Source organism: Amycolatopsis sp. NPDC098790, assembly GCF_044759945.1.
Lineage (GTDB): Bacteria > Actinomycetota > Actinomycetes > Mycobacteriales > Pseudonocardiaceae > Amycolatopsis.
The window spans coordinates 128,950-150,016 of the sequence record NZ_JBIWAI010000009.1; the positions used below are offsets into that span (position 1 = coordinate 128,950).

Below are 21,067 nucleotides of genomic sequence, written 5' to 3' on the forward strand. Positions count from 1 at the left end.
CAGGTGTCAGGCGAGCGCGGCTCGAAGGTACTCGCTGATCGCTGCGGGCAGCGAAGTCCAATCGGGTCTGGTGACGTAGCAGTAGGTCTGCGGACCGAGGATTTTTCCACCAGCGGCATCGATCGATTCAGCGATATCGCGCCGCCCGACCAGTGATCGGTCGAGTTCCGTCGTTTCTTCGTGGCGCCACTTTTGCATGCCATCGGCGGTTACGCAGCCCAGCAGATCGAGTTGTGCAACCTGCAGGAAGGAGTTGCGTTCTGCCTCGAGCAACAAGGTGATACTTCGTTGAGCTAGTGATTCATCGGCGATGTAACCCATCGAGTGGTCGAGTACGGACTTGCCGGGCACTTGAGGGATGTCGTCTCGCTCGGCCAATTCCGCATGCAAACCGCCGATCCCGTTGAGTTCGGCCGCAAGCCGATCATAGGCGAAGTGGGCTACACCGTTGATCGTCTGTTCGCCGTGGCCGGCCCTGACTACGATCGAGGCGGGACGGACGATGTACACCGCCAAGGTCACCGCAGCACCTCCACGTCGGTCACGATGTCGAACAGCACGAGCACATCGGTGTCGAGGCCTACACCGTACTCGGCTCGGAGCTGGGCTTCTGCGCCGGCCTCGCCCAGTTGGGCAATCTTGTCTGTGACGAGCTTGAGGCCGGCGTCTCGGACTGCGATCATCATCCCGCCAACGACTTTCTGGCTTCCGGCGACTGGTCGATGATGAGATTGCTGCATTGCGGTCAAAGCGTATTGCCAGCTGTGCGTGTGTACGATCTCGGCGTTCGCCTTGTCGCCGTATTGTGCGCCAGTCAGCTTGGCCAACTGCAGGATCGCTCGCTCGTTGGCGATTGAACTCCACTTCTGCTTTTTTATTTCTCCGGGGCCCACTCTGAGCAACTTTTGCAGTCGCAGTGTGGCGTACGTGACCAGTGGGGTTCCGGTTCTTCCGGGGAACGGTGGTTCGGTGGGGATCCACGCGGCTACTTCGTCGAGGAATGCGGCTATGAGGTCGAATTGCTTGGTCGATGGATCCCATGCGCGCTTGACTCTGCCTTGCCTGCCTGCTGGGTCGGTTATCTCGCTGACCATCTCCATTCTTCCTGTCGTCGAGTCTATCTTGTCGACCCGATCGACGAATCGCCATCCGGGTGGCGGCCTGTTCGGGTCGATGTTTTCGAATAGATACGGTATTGGCCGTGTGACTCGGCCCTTGGGCTGCGGTTCTATCTTGTCGTTGTCGTCCTTGCTGTCCTTTTCTGGATTGATCTTCGCGTGTGCGTGGAATTTCCCTGGAGAGGTGTCGACCAGCGACAAGCTGGCGAGCTTGTGTCGCCTCTTGATTTTGGGGAGGGCCTTCTTGACCTTTTCGCGAGACGAGTCAGGGGAGTCCATCAGGCGTTCGACGTCGAGGATCGCCTGGTCGACTGCGGCCTGTTTCTCGGCTGGCGTCCTGGGATCCGAGTCATCCCGTTTCCGGCTCTGTGCCCGCTTGTCGGTCTTCTTCTTGCCGAACTTGTCCTTGATCTTCTTGCCGGCGGCCTTGACCTTGTCCTTGACCTTCTTCCCCGCAGCCTTCGCCTTGTCCTTGACCTTCTTCGCCAAAGCCTTGACCTTGGCCCAAACCTTCTTGGCCAACCCGACGATCTTCTCGACAACCCAGTCAATAGCCTTGTTGACCGGCCGAGCCAGCTTCTGGAAGATCTCCTTGACCTTCCCGGCGATCCCGCCAACCCCCAGCAAAGCCGCCAACGCCCCGATCAACACCGGGATCGACCGAGCCAGCGCCTTCTCCACCAAAGCAGGCACCCCACCGGACCCACCCTTGGCGATAGCGATCACGGCATCCAAAACCGTATTGACGAACTCGATGATCTGCCGGCCGTTCGTCACGATGAACCGGATGATGTCGATGATCATCTTGCACGCCCGGATGAACGCCGAAGCCGGGTTGAACAGTGAGACGATCCACGTGATCCCCGCGATGATGATCGTCGGCAGCAGGTACGACACCAGATTGTCGATCAACGTCTTCTTCAAGTCGCCCACACGCGACTTGAGGTCGTCCCACAACGCCCGCACCCCGCGCTTGCGGACCTCCAAAACGATGGGCAGCGCGTGCTCGCCGGCCTCGATGGCCGTCATCGCCTCCTTCGGCAGCTTTCGGGCCAACCGCGCCCGCAAGTTGGCCCACGACAACCCGATCAAGCTCGCGATCAGCAGTAGGATGCCCATCACGTCGAAGCTCGTCGGCAGCGTGATCCCCGCCGTCGCCGCCGTGCCCAGGAGCCAGGACAGCACTCCCTGCTGCAGGTGGCGGCCCGCGTTGCGCATGAACAGCTTCAACCCGCCGCCCACCGCCGAAACCAGGTTGCCGAGGAAACCGATCGGGTCGCGAAGGATTCCCATTACCGCCTGTGCCGCCTTCGCCAGCACGCCCAGCAGGAGGTCCTTCAGCTCCATGATCGTCTTGATGACGCCCTTGATGCCGTCCAGCGCCTTGTCGACCAGGCCCTTGTTCTTCTCCTTCTCCGCCGCGATCTCGTCGTCGACCGCCTTGACCGCGTCGGTGTACTTCGTCGCCAGGGTGTCGACCAGCTCGGTGCTCTTGTCGTCGACCGACTGGGTCAGCTCGTCGAACTTGTCGGCGAACCCCGCCGCCGCCTCCTTGCCCAGCGCCTGCAGCTCCTTCGGGAGCTTCTTGACCTCCGCCTGCAGCTCCTCGCGGCCCTTCGCGATGCGCTGCTTCGCGCGGTTCAGCTCGCGGCCGATCGTGTCCGCGACCGACGAAATCACCCCGCGCATCCGCTTGACGTAGTGGTCGCGCGCGACGACGAAGATCAGGTCCGCTTCCGCCGGCAGGCCGAACAGCTTGTCGTGGCCCCACTTGATCAGACCCCAGCCGCCGCCGTAGCGCCGGGCCTTGTAGTCGTCCATCTTCTGCCGGTGTTCGGCGGTGAACGCGTCGCGCGCTTCCTTCTCGCCCTTGGTGAACTGGTCGTCGACGAGCTTGTCGAGGCCGGTGAGGATGCCCTCGACCTCGGTCTTCATCGTGTCGAAGACCTTCTGCAGGACGGCCGTGACCTGCGCCCGCTTCTCCTCGTCGGTGGCCTTCGTGGCCTGCTTCCCGCCGCCGACCTGCTGGCCGGTGCGCACTCGGTGGCCGGCGATCGCACCCATCGCGGCCGCGCCCAGGCCTTTCGCCTGCGCGGTGGTCTGGCGCAGCTGCTGCGCTTCGCCCTTGCGGAGTTCGGGCGGGGCCGTCTCCGAGTGCTTCTCCGCGGTTTTCTTGTCCTTCAACGCCGAGCCGAACGCCGGCTCGTTCGACTTCCGCAGCTGCTGCTCGGTGACCTTGTTGTCGGCCATCTCCCGCTCGACGCCGGCCGGGCCCGCGGACAGGTCGGTCGCCGACGGCGGCAGCTTGTCCGGCGTCGCCTTCGCCGGGTCCGGGGTGGCCGGCGTGCCGGGCGGGCGGTCGGCCGCCATCGGCACGACCTGCTTCGTCTCCGCCGCCGACGTGTCCGGCGGCGCGGCCGTCGTGTCGGCGATCTGCTCGGCCGAGTCCGTCTTGCCCTCGCCGACCTTGCCCTGCACCTCGGCCTTGATCTCGGCGGGCTTGCCCGAGTCGGCGAACTCGTCGGCCTGCTCCAGGTTCTTCGGCGCCTTCTCGGCGATGGCCTTGTCGACCGCCTGGACGAACGCTTCCTTGTCGAACTCCTTCGGCTTGGCCTCGTTCATCTTGTCGGCGTTGGCCGTCTTGCCCTGCGCCACCTCGTCGTCCTTGGGTGGCACGGACGCGTCCTGCGCCGACGTCGCTTCCTTGCCCGCCGGGGGGTGCGACCGGGCGACGGTGCGCTTTTTGTGCGCGACGTCCTTTTTGAGCACCGCGAACTTCGGGTCCGTGGCCGGGCCGCGCGCCAGGCCCGCCGCGACCGCGCCGTTGCCGACCTTGTCCTGCGACTCCTTGCGCGACGGGTCGGCCGGCGGCTTCTTGTCGCCCGCGCGCAGCGCCGCCAGCGCCGCGGCGTTCGACGGCGGCAGCTGCGGCGGTTTCCGCGGCGAGGGGCGCTCCTTGACCGCGACCGGTGCCGCGACCGGTGCCTGGGCGACGTCCGGGGCCAAGGCCGTCGTCACCGCGGGGAGCTTCGCTCGATCCCTCGGTGGCGGTGGCATGGGGGCTGCTCTCCTTCCGCGACGGGAACCCTCGGACAGCGTCGCAGCCGGCCGTCACCAGGACGTCGCGGGAACGTCAGCGCCCGTGTTTGAGCCGGCGCGGCAGTGGGTAAGCGCGCAAGAGAGGCGACGAAACCGGAGGTGAAGGTGACCGCTGACGGAGGCCGGGTCCGGCCCCAGGACCTGCTGAGCGTGACGGTGCACCGAACCGACGGCGAGGCCGAAGTGCTCGAGGCGGCGGGCGAAGTCGACCTGCTCAGCGTCGAGGTCCTGGACGACGCGCTCGCCGCGGCCCTCGCGCGCGAGCCGGCGCTGCTCGTGATCGACCTGACCGGGGTGTCCTTCCTCGCCTCCGTCGGGATGACGGTCCTGCTGAAGGCGCACCGCGCCACCGGCGGCGCCACCCGGCTGCGGGTCGTGGCGCCCGCGCGCAGCACCGTGGGCCGGGCCCTGGAGCTGACGGGCTTGACCGAGGCGCTCGCCGTCGCCGGCACGCGGACCGACGCGCTTTCCGGCTGACCCGCCCCGGCCGGGCCTCCGGCAAAGTCGCGCCGCCCTCCGACGGCATAGTGACTGGACCGTGCCACTTCGCCGAGCCCTGCCGCCCCGGCCGGGGGTTCCGTCATTGACTTCGCCTTCGGGCGCAAGGTAGCGTCTCGTCGTCGGGCATATGAAACCTTTCAATCGCCCGGCATTGTCGTACCCCCACCTTGGTTTTGTCGCTGCCGTAACCGCTTCTCCCTGAATTGAAACGATTCACCGTCGAATCCAGGCCGCTCGCCGACGGCCGTCCCCAGGAGCTGCCGTGCGCCACAGATCCCGCCGTCTCCTCGCCCTCGCCGCGCTCGTCGTCGCGGCGACCGCCGGAACCGCCGTCCCGGCCCAGGCCGGGAATCCCTTCACCGCCACCGGTCTCCGCGCGAACCACCTCGACCGGCCGCTCGGCACGGACGACACCACGCCCGAGCTGAGCTGGCGGACCACCGCCCGGGACCAGACCGCCTACGAGGTCCAAGCCGCCACCTCGGAAGCCCGGCTGGCCCGCCCCGACCTCTGGGACACCGGCCGCGTCGCCGGTGCCGCCACCGCCCTCGACTACGCCGGCCGCGCCCTCGGCAGCCGCCAGCGCGTGTACTGGCGAGTGCGGGTCTGGTCCGGCGCGATCCCCTCCGCCTGGAGCGCCCCCACCTGGTTCGAAACCGGCCTGACGGACCAAAAGGACTGGTCCGCGGGCTGGGTCACCAACAGCCAGTGGCAGCTCGGCGCCAAGCCCGCCCAGCCCGTCGTGGTCACCCTCCCGAGCCAGATCGCGCGGTACGTCAAACTCGACGTCACCAAGCTCGGGCTCCCGCTGGCCGAACAGCCCCTGGACAGCCAGAACCGGATGGTCACCACCGGCGACACCCGCCGCTTCCCCGACCTGACCTACCGCCTGCAACTGGCCGAACTGCAGGTGCGCGACTCCGCGAACCCGGGCGTCAACTTCGCCGACGGACGCCAGAAGTACGTCACCGCGTCGGAAACCCAGACCGTGCGCAAGGAGTGGGAACCCGGCCTCGTCGCCGACGGCCTGACCACGTCCAACCCCGAAGACGCCGGCAACGCCGGGTACCAGAGCGCCGCGCACACCAGCCCGGACGCCGACGTCTCGCTCACCATCGACCTCGGCGCCGCGCGGACCTTCGACCAGGTCGTGCTGTACCCGCGCACCGACACGCTCACCGCCGACGGCAAGACGGCGAACTTCCCGGTCGACTACACGGTCCAGACGGCCGCGGACGGCCCGTTCACCGTCGCCAAGACCGTCACGGGCCAGCCCACGCCGGCGACCTGGCTGCCGCCCGCGCTCCCGGTGTTCGCCAAGGACTTCTCGGTGCCCGGCCGGGTCGCCAGTGCCCGCCTCTACGTCAGCGGCCTCGGCGTCTACGTGCCCAGCCTCAACGGCACCCGCGTCGGCGACGCCGTCCTCGAGCCGGGCGACAGCGACTACGCCGACCGCGTCACCTACGCCGCCTATGACGTCACGAAGCAGATTCAACGCGGTGCCAACACGATCGGCATCGCGGTCGGCAACGGCACCGCCGACGCGCTGCACACGTCCGGCCGCTACCGGAAGTTCGCCCGCACGGCGAGCGACCCGCAGGTCATCGCGCAGCTGGAGTTAACGCTAACAGACGGGACGACCAAGAGGATCGTCACCGACGAGAGCTGGCGCACCACGCTCGGCGCCACCACCGTGTCGCAGTGGTACGGCGGCGAGGACTACGACGCCCGCCGCGAAATCCCCGGCTGGGACCGCCCCGGCGCCGACCGCCGGACGTGGTCCGCGGTGGTGCCCGCGACGAGCACGGCCAAGCTCACCGCTCGGCAGACCGAACCCGTCCGGGTCGTGGAACAGCTGCCCGGCAAGGAGATCTCGCGCCCGGCACCCGGCGTGCGCGTCTACGACGTCGGCCGCAACATCGCGGGCCTGCCGCAGATCACCCTCACCGCGCCGAAGGGCACCTCCCTGCGGATCTACCCGGCGGAGGCCCTGCGCGACGGGCACGTGGACCAGTCCATCAGCAACGTCGGCGCGCCGATCTGGGACAACTTCACGAGCAAGGGCGGGAAACAGACCTGGCACCCCGAGTTCAGCTACCACGGCTTCCGCTACCTCGAAGTGGTCGGCGTCCCCGACGACGCCCAGCTGGCGGTCGCCGGCCTGCGCACCATGGCGGACAACGACTCCGCGGGTGACTTCGACTCCTCGGACGCCACCCTCGACGGCATCCACCGGCTCACCCGCGCCGCCGTCGAGAACAACATGCAGAGCATCCTCACCGACTGCCCGAGCCGCGAAAAGCTCGGCTGGCTGGAGCAGGACCACCTCGCGTTCGACGCGATCGCCCGCAACTACGACGTCGAGGCCTACCTCGGCAAGATCGTCGAGGACATGGCCGACGGCCAGGAGTCGAGCGGCCTGGTGCCCAGCACCGTGCCGGACCACGTGACGCTCGCGGGGTCCTACCGCGACGACCCCAACTGGGGTGGCGCGCTGGTCCAGGTGCCGCTGAAGGCGTACCAGACCTACGGCGACACGGACCTGCTGAGCCGGTTCTACCCGGCGATGCAGCGTTATCTGGCCTACCTGCAGGGACAGCCGGCGCGCTGGGTCGACGGCGTCTACGACTACGGCCTCGGCGACTGGATCACCACCGAGAAGCCGGCCATGCCGCGCGCGGTCCCCAGCAGCTTCGGCGTCTGGGCGGTCGAAGACGGGCTCGCGAAGGTGGCGACGGCCCTCGGGCAGGACGCCTCGGGCTACCGCGCCCAGGCCGACGCACTGGCGAAAGCCGTGTGGGCCAAGTACTACGACCCCGCGACCGGCCTGTTCGGCGGCGGCGGTCAGGGTGCCACGGCCCTCGCGCTCGACATGGGCGCGGTGCCCGCCGACCTGCGGGCCGGCCAGACCCAGCACCTGGTCGACACGATCGAGGCCGCCGGCTGGCACCTGGTGATGGGGGAGATCTCGTTCCCGTCCGTGCTGCGCGTGCTGTCCGACGCCGGTCGCGACGACGTCGTCTACCGGATCGCCACGCAGACCACCAGTCCCAGCCTGGGCCACCAGGTGCAGGCCGGGCTGACCGCGCTCGGCGAGACCTGGGACGGCGGCAGCGGCCAGTCGCAGGACCACTTCATGCTCGGCGCGCTGGACGGCTGGCTCACCACGCGGCTGACCGGCATCGGCCAGGCGGCGGACTCGGCCGGCTTCCGGAAGCTGGTCATCGACCCGGCGGTCGTCGGCGACTTGACGTCCGCGTCGGGCAGCTACGAAACCCCGAACGGCCGCGTCAGCACGGCGTGGACGAAGTCCGATCGTGAGTACCGGCTGACCGTGACCGTCCCGCCGGGCAGCACGGCCGAAGTGCACGTCGGAGACGCGGTCCACCACGTCGGCTCCGGCACCCACACGTTCCGGCAACCCGTTCCGCGCGGCTGAAAGGGAATCCCATGCGCAGGACACTGATGTCCCTCGTGCTCGCGGTGGTCACCGCCTTGAGCGTGAGCACCCCGGCCACCGCCGGGCACGACACGCCCGGCTTCGACCCGGCCGCCTTCGCGAACCCGCCGAAGGACAGCCTCCCGGCGATCTACTGGTACTGGAACAACACCATCACCAGCGACGTCACCGACAAGCAGATGGCCGAAATGCGCGCCAAGGGCGTGTACGAGGCCGTGATCTTCCCGCTCGGCGGCGACTCGATGAAACCGGTGTTCCTGTCCGAGGACTGGTTCACCCTCGTCGGGCACGTGCTGCGCGAGGCACAGCGCACCGGCATGAAGATGTGGCTGTTCAACGACAACAACTTCCCGAGCGGCCGCGGCGCGAACTACGTCGTCAACGGCGGCACGCTCGGCAACCGCACCATCCCCGCGCGGCCGGACCTGCGGCTCAAGGGCCTGCTGCGCTCGACGCGGATCGTCACCGGGCCGTCGACGCTGAAGCTCGCCGAGACCTCGGGACTCAGCGTGGACACCGGAAAGCTGGTCGTCGACCCGGCCACCGCGCCCGGCGCGGCCCCGCTCACGCCCGGCGCCGGCTGGACCGACTACACCGTGAGCGGCAAGGTCACGCTGACCGCCGGCGGCGTCCAGCTGGCGGTGCGCTCGGACGGCACCCACGGCTACCTCGTGGACGTCGACGCCAAGGGCGCGGCCAGCGTGTACAAAGTGGACGGTCCGAACCGGACGCGGCTGACCACCGGCGTCAACACGCCGGGCTTCACTCCGACGCACGTCCAGACGATCAACGTCACGGTTTCCGGAAACACGATCACCCCGAAGATCAACAACACCGTGCAGCCCGCGGCCACCGACGCGAGCTACCCGGCCGGCGCCGCGGCCGTGTCGGCCGAAGGCACGCAGCGCTCGCTGTGGGACGACCTGACCGTGACCGCGCCGGACGGCGCCAAGCTGTGGACCTCGACGTTCGACAACGCCACCGCGCTCGCCGACTTCTCGCAGAACCGCGTGACCCTCGCCGGCGTCACGGCGGCGGCCGCCCGCCCGGTGGGCACGACCGCCGCGGTGGAGCTGAAGGGCGACAGCTGGCAGGTGCCCGCCGGGACCTGGCAGGTCGACGTCTACGCGCAGGTCCTCCTGCGCGACGACTCCAGCGGGTACGTCCGCGGCTACCTCGACCTGCTCGACCCGAAGGCGACGGACGCCTTCCTGAGCATCGCGCCCGAAGAGTACGCGCGGCGCTTCCCGTGGGCGATGGGCACGGTCGTGCCCGGCTTCTGGGACGACGAACCGTTCCTCGCCTCCGCGCAGCCGCACCCGTTCAAGCGCCTGCCGTCCTCGCCCGGGCTCGCCGACGCCGTCCGCGCGGCCGGCGGCACCCCCGGCGTCGCCTACACGGCGGCGGCCGACGGCCTCGACGCGGTCGCCGACCGGGCCGCCGGCTCGTACTGGCGGGCCGTGAACAACCTCTTCGCCACCAGCTACTACCAGCGCGAAGCCGCCTGGATGGCCAAGCACGGCCTGAAGCTGATCACCAACCCGCTGCTCGACGAGCAGAGCCCGCAGCAACGGATGAACTCGACCGGCGACCTGGCCAAGGACAACCAGTGGGCGCAGGTCCCCGGCAGCGACATGATCACCACCGACTACACCGCCGGTGAGCAGACCACGCTGGGGCGCAACGCTTCCTCGGCCGCGCACCAGAGCGGCGCGCCGCGGACGCTGATGGAGACCTTCGGCAACGCCGGCTGGCAGGTGGCGCCGGACTACATGCACGCCACCGTCGGCGCGCTGGCCACCCGCGGCGTCAACCTCACCTTCCTGCACGCGATGTACACCGACGAGACGTCGGTGACGTTCGCGCCGCCGTTCGGCCCGCGCAGCACGTTCTGGGAGGACATGCCGGACGTCGACGCGTGGATCGGCCGCGTGATGGAGCTGGGCCGGGGCACCAGCCTCGCCCGGACCGCGCTCATCCAGCCGCAGCGCGCCGCCGAGCAGACCCGGGTCTCCGACTCGACCCACCAGCTCGACAAGGACTTCTCCGAAACGGCGTACGCGCTGGAACGCGGGCAGGTCGACTTCGACCTGCTGAGCGACTCGTCGCTGTCCGGGGACCCGGTCGCGCGGTTCCAGGCCCAGGTCCGCGGGGGATCGTTACAGGTCGGCCAGGCGAACTACCGGCTCGCGGTGCTGCCGAAGACGCCGGTGCTCGACCTCGGGACCGCACGCACCCTGGTGAAGTTCGTGCGGACCGGCGGGCACCTGGTCGCGGTCGGCCCGCTGCCGACGCGGGAGGCAGCCGGCCGCGACGCCGACCTGGCCCGAGAGCTGCGGAACCTGTCCGGCGCGGTCACGGTCGTCACCGACGTGAACGCGATCGCCGGCCTGGCGCAGAACGCCGGGTTCGGCGCGGCCCGGCTGCAGCCCGCGGCCGGCGCCGTGCGGGTGTCGCGGACCGGCCGCGGCGCGGACACCGCGTTCCTGCTCAACAACGAAAGCGACGCCGTGGTCACCACCACCGCGACCTTCCCGGCCGGCGGCACCCCGGAGATCTGGGATCCGCGCACCGGCACCACGAAGGTCGCCACGGCCTACACGGCCGGCCGGGCCACCACCGGCGTCCCGATCACGCTCCAGCCGTACGAAACGCTGGGTGTGGTGTTCCGCAAGGGTGTGCGCGACACCGCGCACCTGACCGGCGGCACCCTGCCGGCGACCTCGGTGTCCGCCGATCGGCGGGGGATGCGGGCGGCGGTGACCGCGACCGCGCCCGGGACGTACGCGCTCACCGGGCAGGCGGACGGCCGCACCTACCGCGGCAGCGTGCAGGTCACCGACACCCTGGCCCCGATCGCGCTGGACGGCCCGTGGACGGTCCGGCTGGAGCAGGACGGCGCCGTCGCCACCGAACGCCCGCTCGGCTCGTGGACCACGTTCGCGCCGACGTTCTCCGGCAGCGCCGTCTACACGACGACGGTGACGCTCACGGCGGCCGATCTCGCGCGGCGCAAGCTGGTCCTCGACCTCGGCGAGGTGCACGACCTCGCCACCGCGACGGTCAACGGCACCGAACTGCCCGCGGCGCTGTGGCATCCGTACACAGTGGACGCCACGAGCGCGCTGCACCCGGGGGTCAACACGATCAGCGTCCGCGTCACCAACACCCTGGCCAACTCGCGCAACAAGATCCTGCCGTCCGGCCTCGTCGGCCCGGTCGCGCTGCGCCCGCAGGCCGCCCTCACCGCCCGCTTGGAGCCCATCCGATGACCGTCAGCAGACGCACCGTCCTCACGATCGGCGCGGCCCTCGGGGCCGGCGCGGCCCTCTCGTGGGCCCCGCCCGCGCTCGCCGCCCCCGGCAAGCCGTTCTCGAAGCAGTTCGCCAAGCCCGACGCGGGCACGGCCGCGAAGTTCCGCTGGTGGTGGCCGCACGGCCTGGTCGACCTCGGCGAGATCGCCCGCGAGGTGGACCAGATCGCCGACGCCGGCTTCGGCGGGGTCGAGATCCAGGACGTCCACCACAGCGTGCAGACCGTCATGGACCCCGAGCACCACGGCTGGGGCACGCCCGCGTGGCTCGCGGCGGTGGAAACCGCGCTGCGGCGGGCGAAGGCCCGCGGCCTGACCGTCGACCTCGCCATGGGCCCGTGCTGGCCCACCGCGGTCCCGACCATCACCCCGGACGACGTCGCGGCGAGCAAGGAACTGGCGCACGGCGTCGTCACGGTCACCGGCGGCTACACCGGCCCACCACCGGCCGCACTGGTGCCCGCCGAATCCGCGGTGGGCAAGCAGGACCTGATCGCCGTCCAGGCCGCCCTGGTGATCGGCTCACCCACCGCGGCCACGGTCACCCTCGACCCGGCGTCGGTGCGCACAGTGGACGTCCACAACGGACAGATCGACTGGACCGCGCCCGAAGGCACGTGGATGCTGTTCGCGTACTGGGCCCGCGGCTCGGCGCAGCAGCCTGAAGCGGGCCCGCACACCACGCCGCTCGCGTACGTCGTCGACCACTTCAGCGCGGCGGGCACCCGCGTCGTGCTGGACGAGTGGAACTCGACGATCCTCACCCGCGCCATCCGCGGTCTGCTCGAGGACGTCGGCGGCGACCTGTTCGAGGACTCCCTGGAGATCGAGACCGACGCGACGATCTGGACGCCGGACTTCCTCGCGGAGTTCCGCCGCCGGGCCGGGTACGACCTGCTGCCGTACCTGCCGGTCGTCGTGCAGCGCAAGGGGAAATACCTGTTCGCGTTCGACAGCGACACGTCGAACCACGTCCGCGACGACTACAACCAGGTGCTCTCGGACCTCTACCACGAGCACCACCTGCTCCCGATCCGGGACTTCGCGCACCGCCTGGGCATGACCCTGCGCGTGCAGCCCTACGGCCTGCAGACCGACTCGATCCGCAGCGCCGCGCTGCTGGACGTGCCGGAGAGCGAGTCACTGGGGTTCAAGAACCTCGACGACTACCGCGTGCTCGCCTCCGGCCGGGACATGGGCGGCCGTCAGCTGCTTTCGTGCGAGTCGGCGGCGTACGCGAACGGCGCGTACAACACCACCTGGGACAAGGTGCTGCAGACGATGGGCAGCGTCTTCGCGGGTGGGGTCAACCAGGCCGTGCTGCACGGCTTCGCCTACGCCATGGCACCCGGCGCGGAGTGGCCCGGGTTCGCGGCTTTCTCGCCGTACAACGGCAACGGCATCGGGTACGCCGAGGCGTGGGGCCCACGCCAGCCGACGTGGGGGCACGTGCCGGACATCGCCGGCTGGTTCGCCCGCACGCAGCTGGTGCTGCGCACCGGGAAGCCGCAGGTGGACCTCGCGTTCTTCCGGCAGAAGGGCTGGACGTCCACCGGCATCGGCGCGCCGTGGGCGACCAACGACGGCATCCCGGCGGGCTGGACCCACGGCTTCCTCAGCGAAGGCGTGCTCGACCTGCCCACCGCCGTCGTCCGGCGGGGCAGGCTGGCGCCCGACGGACCCGCGTACAAGGCGATGATCCTCGGCGGCGACCAGTTCCACGGCAGCGAGCACACGCTGTCGGTGCACGCGGCCGAGCGGCTCCTCGCGTTCGCCCGCGCCGGCCTGCCGACGATCGTCATCGGCACCTGGACCGACGTCCACGCCGAAGGCATCGCGCAGCCGGGGGAGAACGACCGGCTCCGCGCTCTGGTGACTTCGTTGCTCGCGCAGCCTTCGGTGCGGGTGGTCGCGGACGCCACCGGCATCCCGGCCGCGCTCGCCTCGCTGGGTGTCGCGCGGGACGTCGAGCACGACCCGTCGACCGTGATGAGCGTGCACCGCATCGACGGCGACACCGACTACTACTACCTCTGCAACGCCCGGCACGCGGAGAACCGCAAGATCACCGCCGTCACGCAGGACGTGTGGCTGACCGCGCAGGACCGGGACGCACAGCCGGTTCTGCTCAACGCGTGGACCGGCTCGTCCGAACGTCTCGGCGTCTTTTCCCGCGACGGCGACAAGATCCGGGTGTCGGTGTCGCTGAACCCGGGGCAGTCGGTCATCGTCGCGCTCGCTCCCGGCCGCGGGTCGCACGCGGTGGCTTCCGACGCGCCGGAAGTGCTTTCCCTCGACGGCAAGCTCGTGGTGCGATCGTCGGCCGCGGGCACGTACTCGACCACGTTGTCGACCGGCCGGGTCGCGCGGACGTCGGTGGCCGCGCCACCCCCGGTGATCCCTCTGTCCACTTGGGACCTCGAAGTGGAGGACTGGCAGCCGGGTGCGACCCCGACCGCCACGATCAAGCCCAAGCGGCGGTTCTCGTTGTCCGCGCTGGCGGCCTGGCCGTCGATCCCGGGGTTGGAGGACGTCTCGGGCGTCGGGCGCTACCGCACGACCGTCGACTTGGGACGGTGGAGCCGTGAGCTGGGTGCGTACCTGGACCTGGGGGAGGTGTTCGACACCTACCGGGTGCGGGTCAACGGTGTCGTGCTGCCACCCTGCGACGTGCTCGACACCGTCGTCGACGTCGGGCCGTGGTTGCGGTCCGGGCGCAACAGCATCGAGGTGGAAGTCGCCACCACGCTGAACAACCGGCTCCGGGTGAGCCGGCCCGCCGTGTTCGCCATCGCGGCGCGGCAGGCCTACGGGCTGGTCGGGCCGGTGCGCCTGCTGCCCTACCGGCAGGAGGAGATCCGATGAACATCACCCGGCGCAGCGCGCTCGGCCTCGGTGCCGCCCTCGGCTTGGCCGCCGTCGTCCCGTGGGAAGCCTCGGCGGCGGCGCGGCCGGCCACCCCGCTGCGGCCCGTCGCGCTCGGCGGGGTCCGGCTGCTGGAAAGCCGGTACCTGGCGAACATGCGGCGGACCGTCGCGTACCTGAAGTTCGTCGACCTCGACCGGCTGCTGCACACGTTCCGGCTGACCGCCGGCCTGCCGACCACGGCCGAGCCGTGCGGTGGCTGGGAAGCGCCGGACATCCAGCTGCGCGGGCACACCACCGGCCACCTGCTGTCCGGCCTGGCCCTCGCGGCCGCGAACACCGGCGACGCCGAGCTGGCCGCGAAGAGCACCCGGCTGGTCGCCGCGCTGGCCGAGTGCCAGGCCGCGGCGCCGTCCGCCGGGTTCACCCCGGGCTACCTGTCGGCGTTCCCGGAGTCCGACTTCGTCAACCTCGAAGCCGGCAAGTCCGTGTGGGCGCCGTACTACACGATCCACAAGATCCTCGCCGGGCTGCTCGACCAGCACCGCCTGCTCGGCACCGCGGGCGCCCTGGACGTCGCCCGCGGCATCGCGCGCTGGATCGACGCCCGCACCGCGCCGCTTTCGCGTGACGCCATGCAGAAGGTGCTGCACACCGAGTTCGGCGGCATGAACGAAGCACTGGCGAACCTCTACGCCGTCACGAAGGACCCGTTGCACCTCGAGCTGGCCCGGCGCTTCGACCACGACGAGATCTTCACGCCCCTGTCCCAGCGGCAGGACACCCTCGCCGGGCGGCACGCCAACACCGACATCGCGAAGATCGTCGGCGCGGCGGCCGAGTACGACGTGACGGGTGAGCAGCGCTACCGCACGATCGCGACGTACTTCTGGGACCAGGTCGTGCACCACCACAGCTACGTCATCGGCGGCAACGCGAACGCGGAGTTCTTCGGCCCGCCGGACCAGGTCGTCAGCCAGCTCGGCGAGAACACCTGCGAGAACTGCAACAGCTACAACATGCTCAAGCTCGGCCGGCTGCTGTTCCTGCAGGACCCGGGCCGCACCGAGTACCTCGACCACTACGAGTGGACGCTGCTCAACCAGCTGCTGGGCGAGCAGGACCCGGACTCGCCGCACGGGTTCGTCACGTACTACACCGGTCTGACGCCGGGCACCCAGCGCCAGGGCAAGCAGGGGGTGACGTCCGACCCCGGCACGTACAGCAGCGACTACGGCAACTTCACCTGCGACCACGGCACCGGCCTGGAAACCCACGTCAAGTACGCGGAGAACATCTACTTCACCGCCGGCGACACGCTGTACGTCAACCTGTTCATCCCGTCCACAGTGGACTTCCGCGGCGCTTCGGTGCGGCTGGAGACCGAATACCCCTACGACGAGACCGTCCGGCTGCGCGTCGGCGGTTCGGGCGAATTCGCCCTGCGCGTCCGGATTCCTTCGTGGGTCTCCCATCCGCGCCTGACCGTGAACCGCGTGCCGGTGGGGGCGACCCCGGGGCGGTTCGCGACGATCCGGCGCCGGTGGCGCGCCGGCGACGTCGTCGAGCTGCACCTGCCGATGACCCCGCGGTGGCTGCCCGCGCCGGACAACCCCGCGGTGTCGGCCCTGACGTACGGCCCGCTGGTGCTCGCCGCCCGGCACGGGTCGTCGGTGCCGCCGGTCATCCCGACGGTGGACCCGCGCTCGCTGCGGCGTGAGCCGGGGCGGGCGGAGTTCAGCGTGCGGGCGGGCTCCGAACGCCTGCGGCTGAGCCCGTTCCTGGACGTGCAGCACGAGCACTACAGCGTCTACCTCGCCGCGAAACCGGACCGCCCGGCCCCGAAGACCGTGGCGGGGTACCCGCTCGGCGCCGATTTGTCCGAGTCGACGCGGCGCTGGCCGGCCGCGGTGCTCGCCGGCGGGGCGGCTGCGGGGGAGCGGGGCATCGAGCTGAACGGCGTCGACGGGCACGTCCGGCTGGCCCCGGGGCTGCCGGCGAACCTGACCGAACTGACGGTCTCGATGTGGGTGCGCGTGGACGCGGTCGTCAACTCGGCGCGGGTGTTCGACCTGGGCTTCAACGCGCAGTCGTACTTCTTCCTGACCCCGCGCACGGGTCTCGGGGTGGCGCGCTGCGCGATGAAGCTGGGCGGCATGGAGGCGGAGGACTACGTGGACGCGGCGGTCCCGCTCCCGGCGGGGGAGTGGACGCACGTGGCGGTGACCGCGGGCGCGGGCCTGCGGTTGTACTTCGGCGGCGAGCTGACCGGAGCGAACCCGGCACCGAAGATGAGCCCCCTCCTGCTGGGCGCGACGCAGCTGAACTACCTGGGACGTTCGCAGAACCCGAAGCACCCGTACCTGAAGGGCGCGGTCGCGGACTTCCGCTTGTACGGCCGGGCACTGAGTGACGCGGAGGTGCGGACGCTGGCCGGTTCCTGAGGCGGGAGCTGCCGTCTTCGTGCGTGCGGACCACGAACGGTGCGTCCGCGACCACGTGAGGTACGCCTTCGCGGCGAACCCGCACGTCGGTCGTGGGCGCACCTCCGCGCAACCGCGGCGGCGCAGGACTGGACCACCCCTTAGATACCCCTGGGGTAGCGCCGGGGACGCGGCGGGCGGAGGTACGATCTGCCGATTCGCAGCTACTCCGAAAGGCCTGTCCGTTGACCGAATCACTAGCGCAGCGGGTGAAAACGATCCGCATCGTCAACGGCCTGCGCCATCCGCTCCTGGCCGTCGTCGCGCGGTACCCCGCGGAGTTCCTGGTGCGGCCCGGCGGGGAGCTCGAGATCCGCGAGACGGCCCCGCGTGGCGGCTACGTCGAACTCACGCTCGACGCCGAAGAGCAGACCGGCCTGCGGATCGACACCGGCGAGACCGCGAAGATGGAGGTCCTCCTCGACGGGGAGCCGCAGCCGCTGCCGTCCGTCGTCCTGGACGGTCCGCGCGAGGCGGCCTGGCCGGACCTCGAAGCCGCTTTCGGCAGCCTGCACGTCTTCGACACCCGATCGGGGCCCCGGACGGTGCGGGTCGAGGAGAAGAACGGCACCACCACCCTGGTCGGCGCCGGCCGCGAGCCGATCCGGTTCGCCGGCGTCGGCGTGAACGACTGCCCGACCGAGCTGATCATCGAGGCGGACGGGCTGCGGATCCGCGGCTCCCACGGCTCGGCTCGCTAGCCTGGCGGGATGAGCGGACTGCCGGTGCTGGCCGGGCAAGTGGTCGTGCGGCGGTTCACGCCGGCGGACGTGGCCGATTTCGCCGCGTACCGCTCGGATCCCGAGGTCGCCCGGTACCAGGGCTGGGACACGCCGGTGCCGGACGCCGAGCGGCTCGTGTCCGAATTCGCCGCCGCCGAAGAGGGTGAACCCGGCTGGTTCCAGTACGCCGTCGAGGCCGGCGGGGAGCTGGTCGGGGACGTCGGCGTCTGCCTGGCGGACAACCGGATGCAGGCCGAAGTGGGGTTCACCATTGCCCGCGCGCACCAGCGGCGCGGCTACGCGACCGAAGCGGTGCGGTGCGTGCTGGACCGGGTGTTCGCCGCGGGCGTGCGCCGGGTGTCGGCGGAGTGCGACGCGCGCAACACCGCGTCGGCGCACCTGCTGGAACGGCTCGGGTTCAGCCCGGAAGGCCTCCGCCGCCGGCACACGTGGCTCAAGGGCGAGTGGACTGACGACCTCCTGTTCGGCCTGCTCGCCGAAGACTGGACGAGCGGCGCGTCCGGGCCGGCGATCTTCGCCTGCCGGCCCAACCTGCTGGTGGCCGACGTCGTCGCCAGCCTCGGCTTCTACGCGGACGAACTGGGCTTCGACGTCGGCTGGCGCTGGTCCGACCGCCAGGCCCGCTTCCTGCACGACGGCGAGCCGCACGAGCCGGGAACGGCGCTCGTCGCGCGCGATCGCGTCCAGCTGATGCTGACCCAGGTGCCGGGCCCGCACACCACGCGCCTGCACCTGGACGTCCACACGGCGGCGCAGGTCGACCGGCTCTTCCGCGAGTGGCGCGAGCGCGGCGTCGACATCGCGGAGCCGCCGGTCGTGCGGCCGTGGGGGATGTACGAGATGCGCCTGCACGACCCGGACGGGAACGTCCTGCGGGTCAGCTCGCCGCCGGCGTCGTAATCCAGCGAACCCTGATCGGAGCCTTGACACCCACGTCCACCCATTCATACATTCGTCGTCACTTTGTATGATGGGAGTTGGTCCACATGCGGCTCGGCAAGACCGCCGTCGTCCTCGGGGGCAGTGCCGCCGGGCTCTGCTCCGCCGGTGCGCTCGCGCCGTACTTCGACCGCGTTCTCGTGCTGGAACGCGACCGGCTCCCCGCCGGGGCCGAGCACCGCCGCGGGGTGCCGCAGAGCAAGCACCCGCACTTCCTGCTGAACTCGGGGCGCCGCGCCATCGGAGCGCTCTTCCCCGGCTTCGAAGCCGACCTCGTCGCCGCCGGCGGGCTGCACCTGATGCCGTCCATGGACGCCGCCTACCTCGACGGCGCCGGCTGGTCCGCCCGCAAGCGCAGTGCGATGACCATGGTCTACAGCTCGCGGATCCTCATCGAACGCGTCCTGCGGGACAAAGTGCGCGAACTGCCCAACGTCACGATCCGGGAAGGTGTCGCGGTCACCGGCCTGACCACCCGCGACGGCCGGATCACCGGCGTCGGCACCGACGGCGAGCACCTCGACGCCGACTTCGTCGTGGACGCCCTGGGGCGCGGATCTTCCGTCGGCGCGTGGCTGGCGTCGGCCGGCTGGCCCGAACCGGAGACCAAGACGCTCGACGCCAAGGTCACCTACACCTCGCGGTGGTACGACCTCCCCGCGCCGCGGCCGGAGTCCTGGTGGTGGCGGCACCTGGTGATCATGCCGACCCCCGACAAGGGCGAGCACCCCGACGAACACGACTACCTGGTCAACTTCTTCCCGGTCGAGGGCAACCGGGTCATCGCCTGCATGGGGTCGTGGGGCCTGCCGATGCCGCGCACCACCGATGCGTTCGCCGAGACGGCCCGCCGGGTGCGGACGCCGTTGTTCGCGGCCGCGATGGACCGGTGCGAGCCCACCTCGGAAGTCCACCTGACCCGCTCGACCGGCAACAAGTGGCGGCGCTACGACCGCTGGCGCACCCCGCCGGCGGGGCTGGCGTTCGTCGGCGACTCGATCTGCGCGTTCAACCCGTTCTACGCCCAGGGCATCAGTTCCGCCGCCGGGTCCGCGCTGCTGCTGCGCGAGCACCTGGCTCGCGCGGCGAAGACCGACGTGAGGTTCTCCGCGAACTTCCTTGCCGCGCAACGCAAACTGCTGAACGTGCCCTGGCGCCTGGCGATGGCCCGCGACCAGGGGTATGAGTGCGCGGAGGGCACCGAGAAGCCGCCTGAGTGGCGGCGCCGGATCCTCGCCGCCGTCTCGGCGCCGGCGTTCAGCCTCATCGTCGGGGCGGCCCGGGAGGACGAAGTCGTCGACGAGCACTTCGCCAAGGTGTTCAATCTCGACGAGTCGCTGGGGGACATGCTGCGCAACCCGCGCGTGCTCGCCGGGCTCGTGCGCTACCGCGTCCGCGCCGCGCTGGGCCGGCACCGCGTCCCGTTCGGGTTCGACGCCCAGGCCGAGCCGCCCGCCACGGACTATTCGACGGCGACCGCGCGATGAGCCCGGCGTGCGGGCCCGACGCCGAAGCCGTCACCCGCGATCTCGGCTTCGACTGCCACGACGTCTCGCCGGTGGTCTCGGTCCGCGCCCCGGGGGACCTGGCGCACTGGACGATGCCGCTGCTCGAACTGCTCGTCGTCGGCGGGGCAGTCTCCGCGTTGGTGCACGCGCTGCGCCGGTACCGCGCGGGCGATCCGGTCAACCTGGCGCTGTGGTGGGCCTCGCTGGTCTACCTGTTCGTCACCGAGCCGCCGCTGTACTTCCCGGAGTGGTTCGGCCTCGACCGGATCTACGGTTTCATCTTCGCCCACAACGAGTTCAGCGTGCAGTTCATGGCGGACCGGCTGCCGCTCTACATCGTCGCGTTCTACCCGGCGTTCAGCCAGCTCGCCTACGAGCTGGTGCGGGCGCTCGGGGTCTTCCGGGGCCGCGGCCCGTTCGCCGGGTCGGTGGCGGTCGCGTTCGTGTGCCAGGTGTTCTACGAGGTCTTCGACCAGCTCGGCCCGCGGCTGGGGTGGTGGGCGTGGAACCCCGGCAACCGGATCGTCAACCACCCGGCACTGGCGTCGGTGCCGATGACCAGCATGCTGCTGTTCGCGTCCGTCTCGTTCGGCGCGCTGACCTACCTGGTGGTGCGGCTGGCCGGTGGCCCGCGACGCGGGTGGTCGCTGACCTGGCGCACGGTGGTGGCCGGGGTGCTCGCCCCGCCGGCGATGGCGGTCGCCGGTATCCCGTCGAGCCTCTTCGACGGCCACCCCGCCGTCCAGGCGTGGATCCTCGGCGTCGAGCTGGCCCTGGTCTGGGGCGCGGGTGCCTGGATCATCGCGACGAGCCGGGCGGACCGGCCGCCTCCGTCCGCCTTCGCGCGGGTTTACCCCGCCGGCTACCTGGGCGCGCTGGCGGTGTTCTGGGTCGCCGCGGACGGCAGCGGTCCGAAGGGGAGCGTCCCTTACGTAGTCGCGTGCTTCGCCGCGGCCGGGCTCGTGCTGGTCGCGCTGTACCGGAACGAGCGGGCCCCTGCTCCCGGCTGACGCCGTCCGATCGGGGAAGATGGGGCGC

11 protein-coding genes are annotated in these 21,067 nt (G+C 70.5%); 9 read left to right on the forward strand and 2 right to left on the reverse strand.

The genetic code is table 11. The features are described from left to right. Positions 1 to 6: 6 nt before the first annotated feature. Positions 7 to 522 (reverse strand): hypothetical protein, encoded by a 516-nt coding sequence (locus ACIQWX_RS46440; protein WP_400885636.1) that lies wholly within the window; start codon positions 520 to 522, stop codon positions 7 to 9. Beyond that, the gene (locus ACIQWX_RS46445; protein ID WP_400885638.1) at positions 519 to 4,124 is read right to left on the reverse strand and encodes a hypothetical protein; all 3,606 of its coding nucleotides are present in this window, start codon (positions 4,122 to 4,124) and stop codon (positions 519 to 521) included. The genes ACIQWX_RS46440 and ACIQWX_RS46445 overlap by 4 nt, the downstream gene beginning before the upstream one ends. 198 nt (positions 4,125 to 4,322) lie before the next feature. Between ACIQWX_RS46445 and ACIQWX_RS46450 the strand changes: the two genes are divergently transcribed. The 9 genes from ACIQWX_RS46450 (at position 4,323) to ACIQWX_RS46490 (ending at position 21,039) form a co-directional block, all read left to right on the forward strand. Then, complete coding sequence (locus ACIQWX_RS46450; RefSeq protein ID WP_400885640.1) at positions 4,323 to 4,694, forward strand: STAS domain-containing protein; 372 nt, start codon at positions 4,323 to 4,325, stop codon at positions 4,692 to 4,694. 286 nt (positions 4,695 to 4,980) lie between these two features. After that, positions 4,981 to 8,157: a family 78 glycoside hydrolase catalytic domain gene (locus tag ACIQWX_RS46455; RefSeq protein WP_400885643.1), complete on the forward strand. Its 3,177-nt coding sequence runs from the start codon at positions 4,981 to 4,983 to the stop codon at positions 8,155 to 8,157. Positions 8,158 to 8,168: 11 nt separating this feature from the next. After that, positions 8,169 to 11,450: a glycosylhydrolase-like jelly roll fold domain-containing protein gene (locus tag ACIQWX_RS46460; protein WP_400885645.1), complete on the forward strand. Its 3,282-nt coding sequence runs from the start codon at positions 8,169 to 8,171 to the stop codon at positions 11,448 to 11,450. Continuing rightward, complete coding sequence (locus tag ACIQWX_RS46465) at positions 11,447 to 14,356, forward strand: glycosyl hydrolase (RefSeq protein ID WP_400885648.1); 2,910 nt, start codon at positions 11,447 to 11,449, stop codon at positions 14,354 to 14,356. Before ACIQWX_RS46460 ends, ACIQWX_RS46465 begins: the two co-directional genes overlap by 4 nt. Next, positions 14,353 to 16,800: a beta-L-arabinofuranosidase domain-containing protein gene (locus ACIQWX_RS46470; RefSeq protein ID WP_400885651.1), complete on the forward strand. Its 2,448-nt coding sequence runs from the start codon at positions 14,353 to 14,355 to the stop codon at positions 16,798 to 16,800. Before ACIQWX_RS46465 ends, ACIQWX_RS46470 begins: the two co-directional genes overlap by 4 nt. A gap of 224 nt (positions 16,801 to 17,024) precedes the next feature. Continuing rightward, positions 17,025 to 17,540 carry a hypothetical protein gene (locus ACIQWX_RS46475; RefSeq protein WP_400885653.1) on the forward strand — a complete coding sequence of 172 codons (516 nt, stop codon included), beginning with the start codon at positions 17,025 to 17,027 and terminating at the stop codon, positions 17,538 to 17,540. Between the two features lie 9 nt (positions 17,541 to 17,549). Further along, a complete protein-coding gene (locus ACIQWX_RS46480) occupies positions 17,550 to 18,482 on the forward strand; it encodes a GNAT family N-acetyltransferase (protein WP_400885655.1) in 933 nt (310 codons plus the stop codon). 86 nt (positions 18,483 to 18,568) lie between these two features. Then, positions 18,569 to 20,008 carry an FAD-dependent oxidoreductase gene (locus tag ACIQWX_RS46485; RefSeq protein ID WP_400885658.1) on the forward strand — a complete coding sequence of 480 codons (1,440 nt, stop codon included), beginning with the start codon at positions 18,569 to 18,571 and terminating at the stop codon, positions 20,006 to 20,008. Next, positions 20,005 to 21,039 (forward strand): hypothetical protein, encoded by a 1,035-nt coding sequence (locus ACIQWX_RS46490; protein ID WP_400885661.1) that lies wholly within the window; start codon positions 20,005 to 20,007, stop codon positions 21,037 to 21,039. Before ACIQWX_RS46485 ends, ACIQWX_RS46490 begins: the two co-directional genes overlap by 4 nt. Positions 21,040 to 21,067 lie beyond the last annotated feature (28 nt).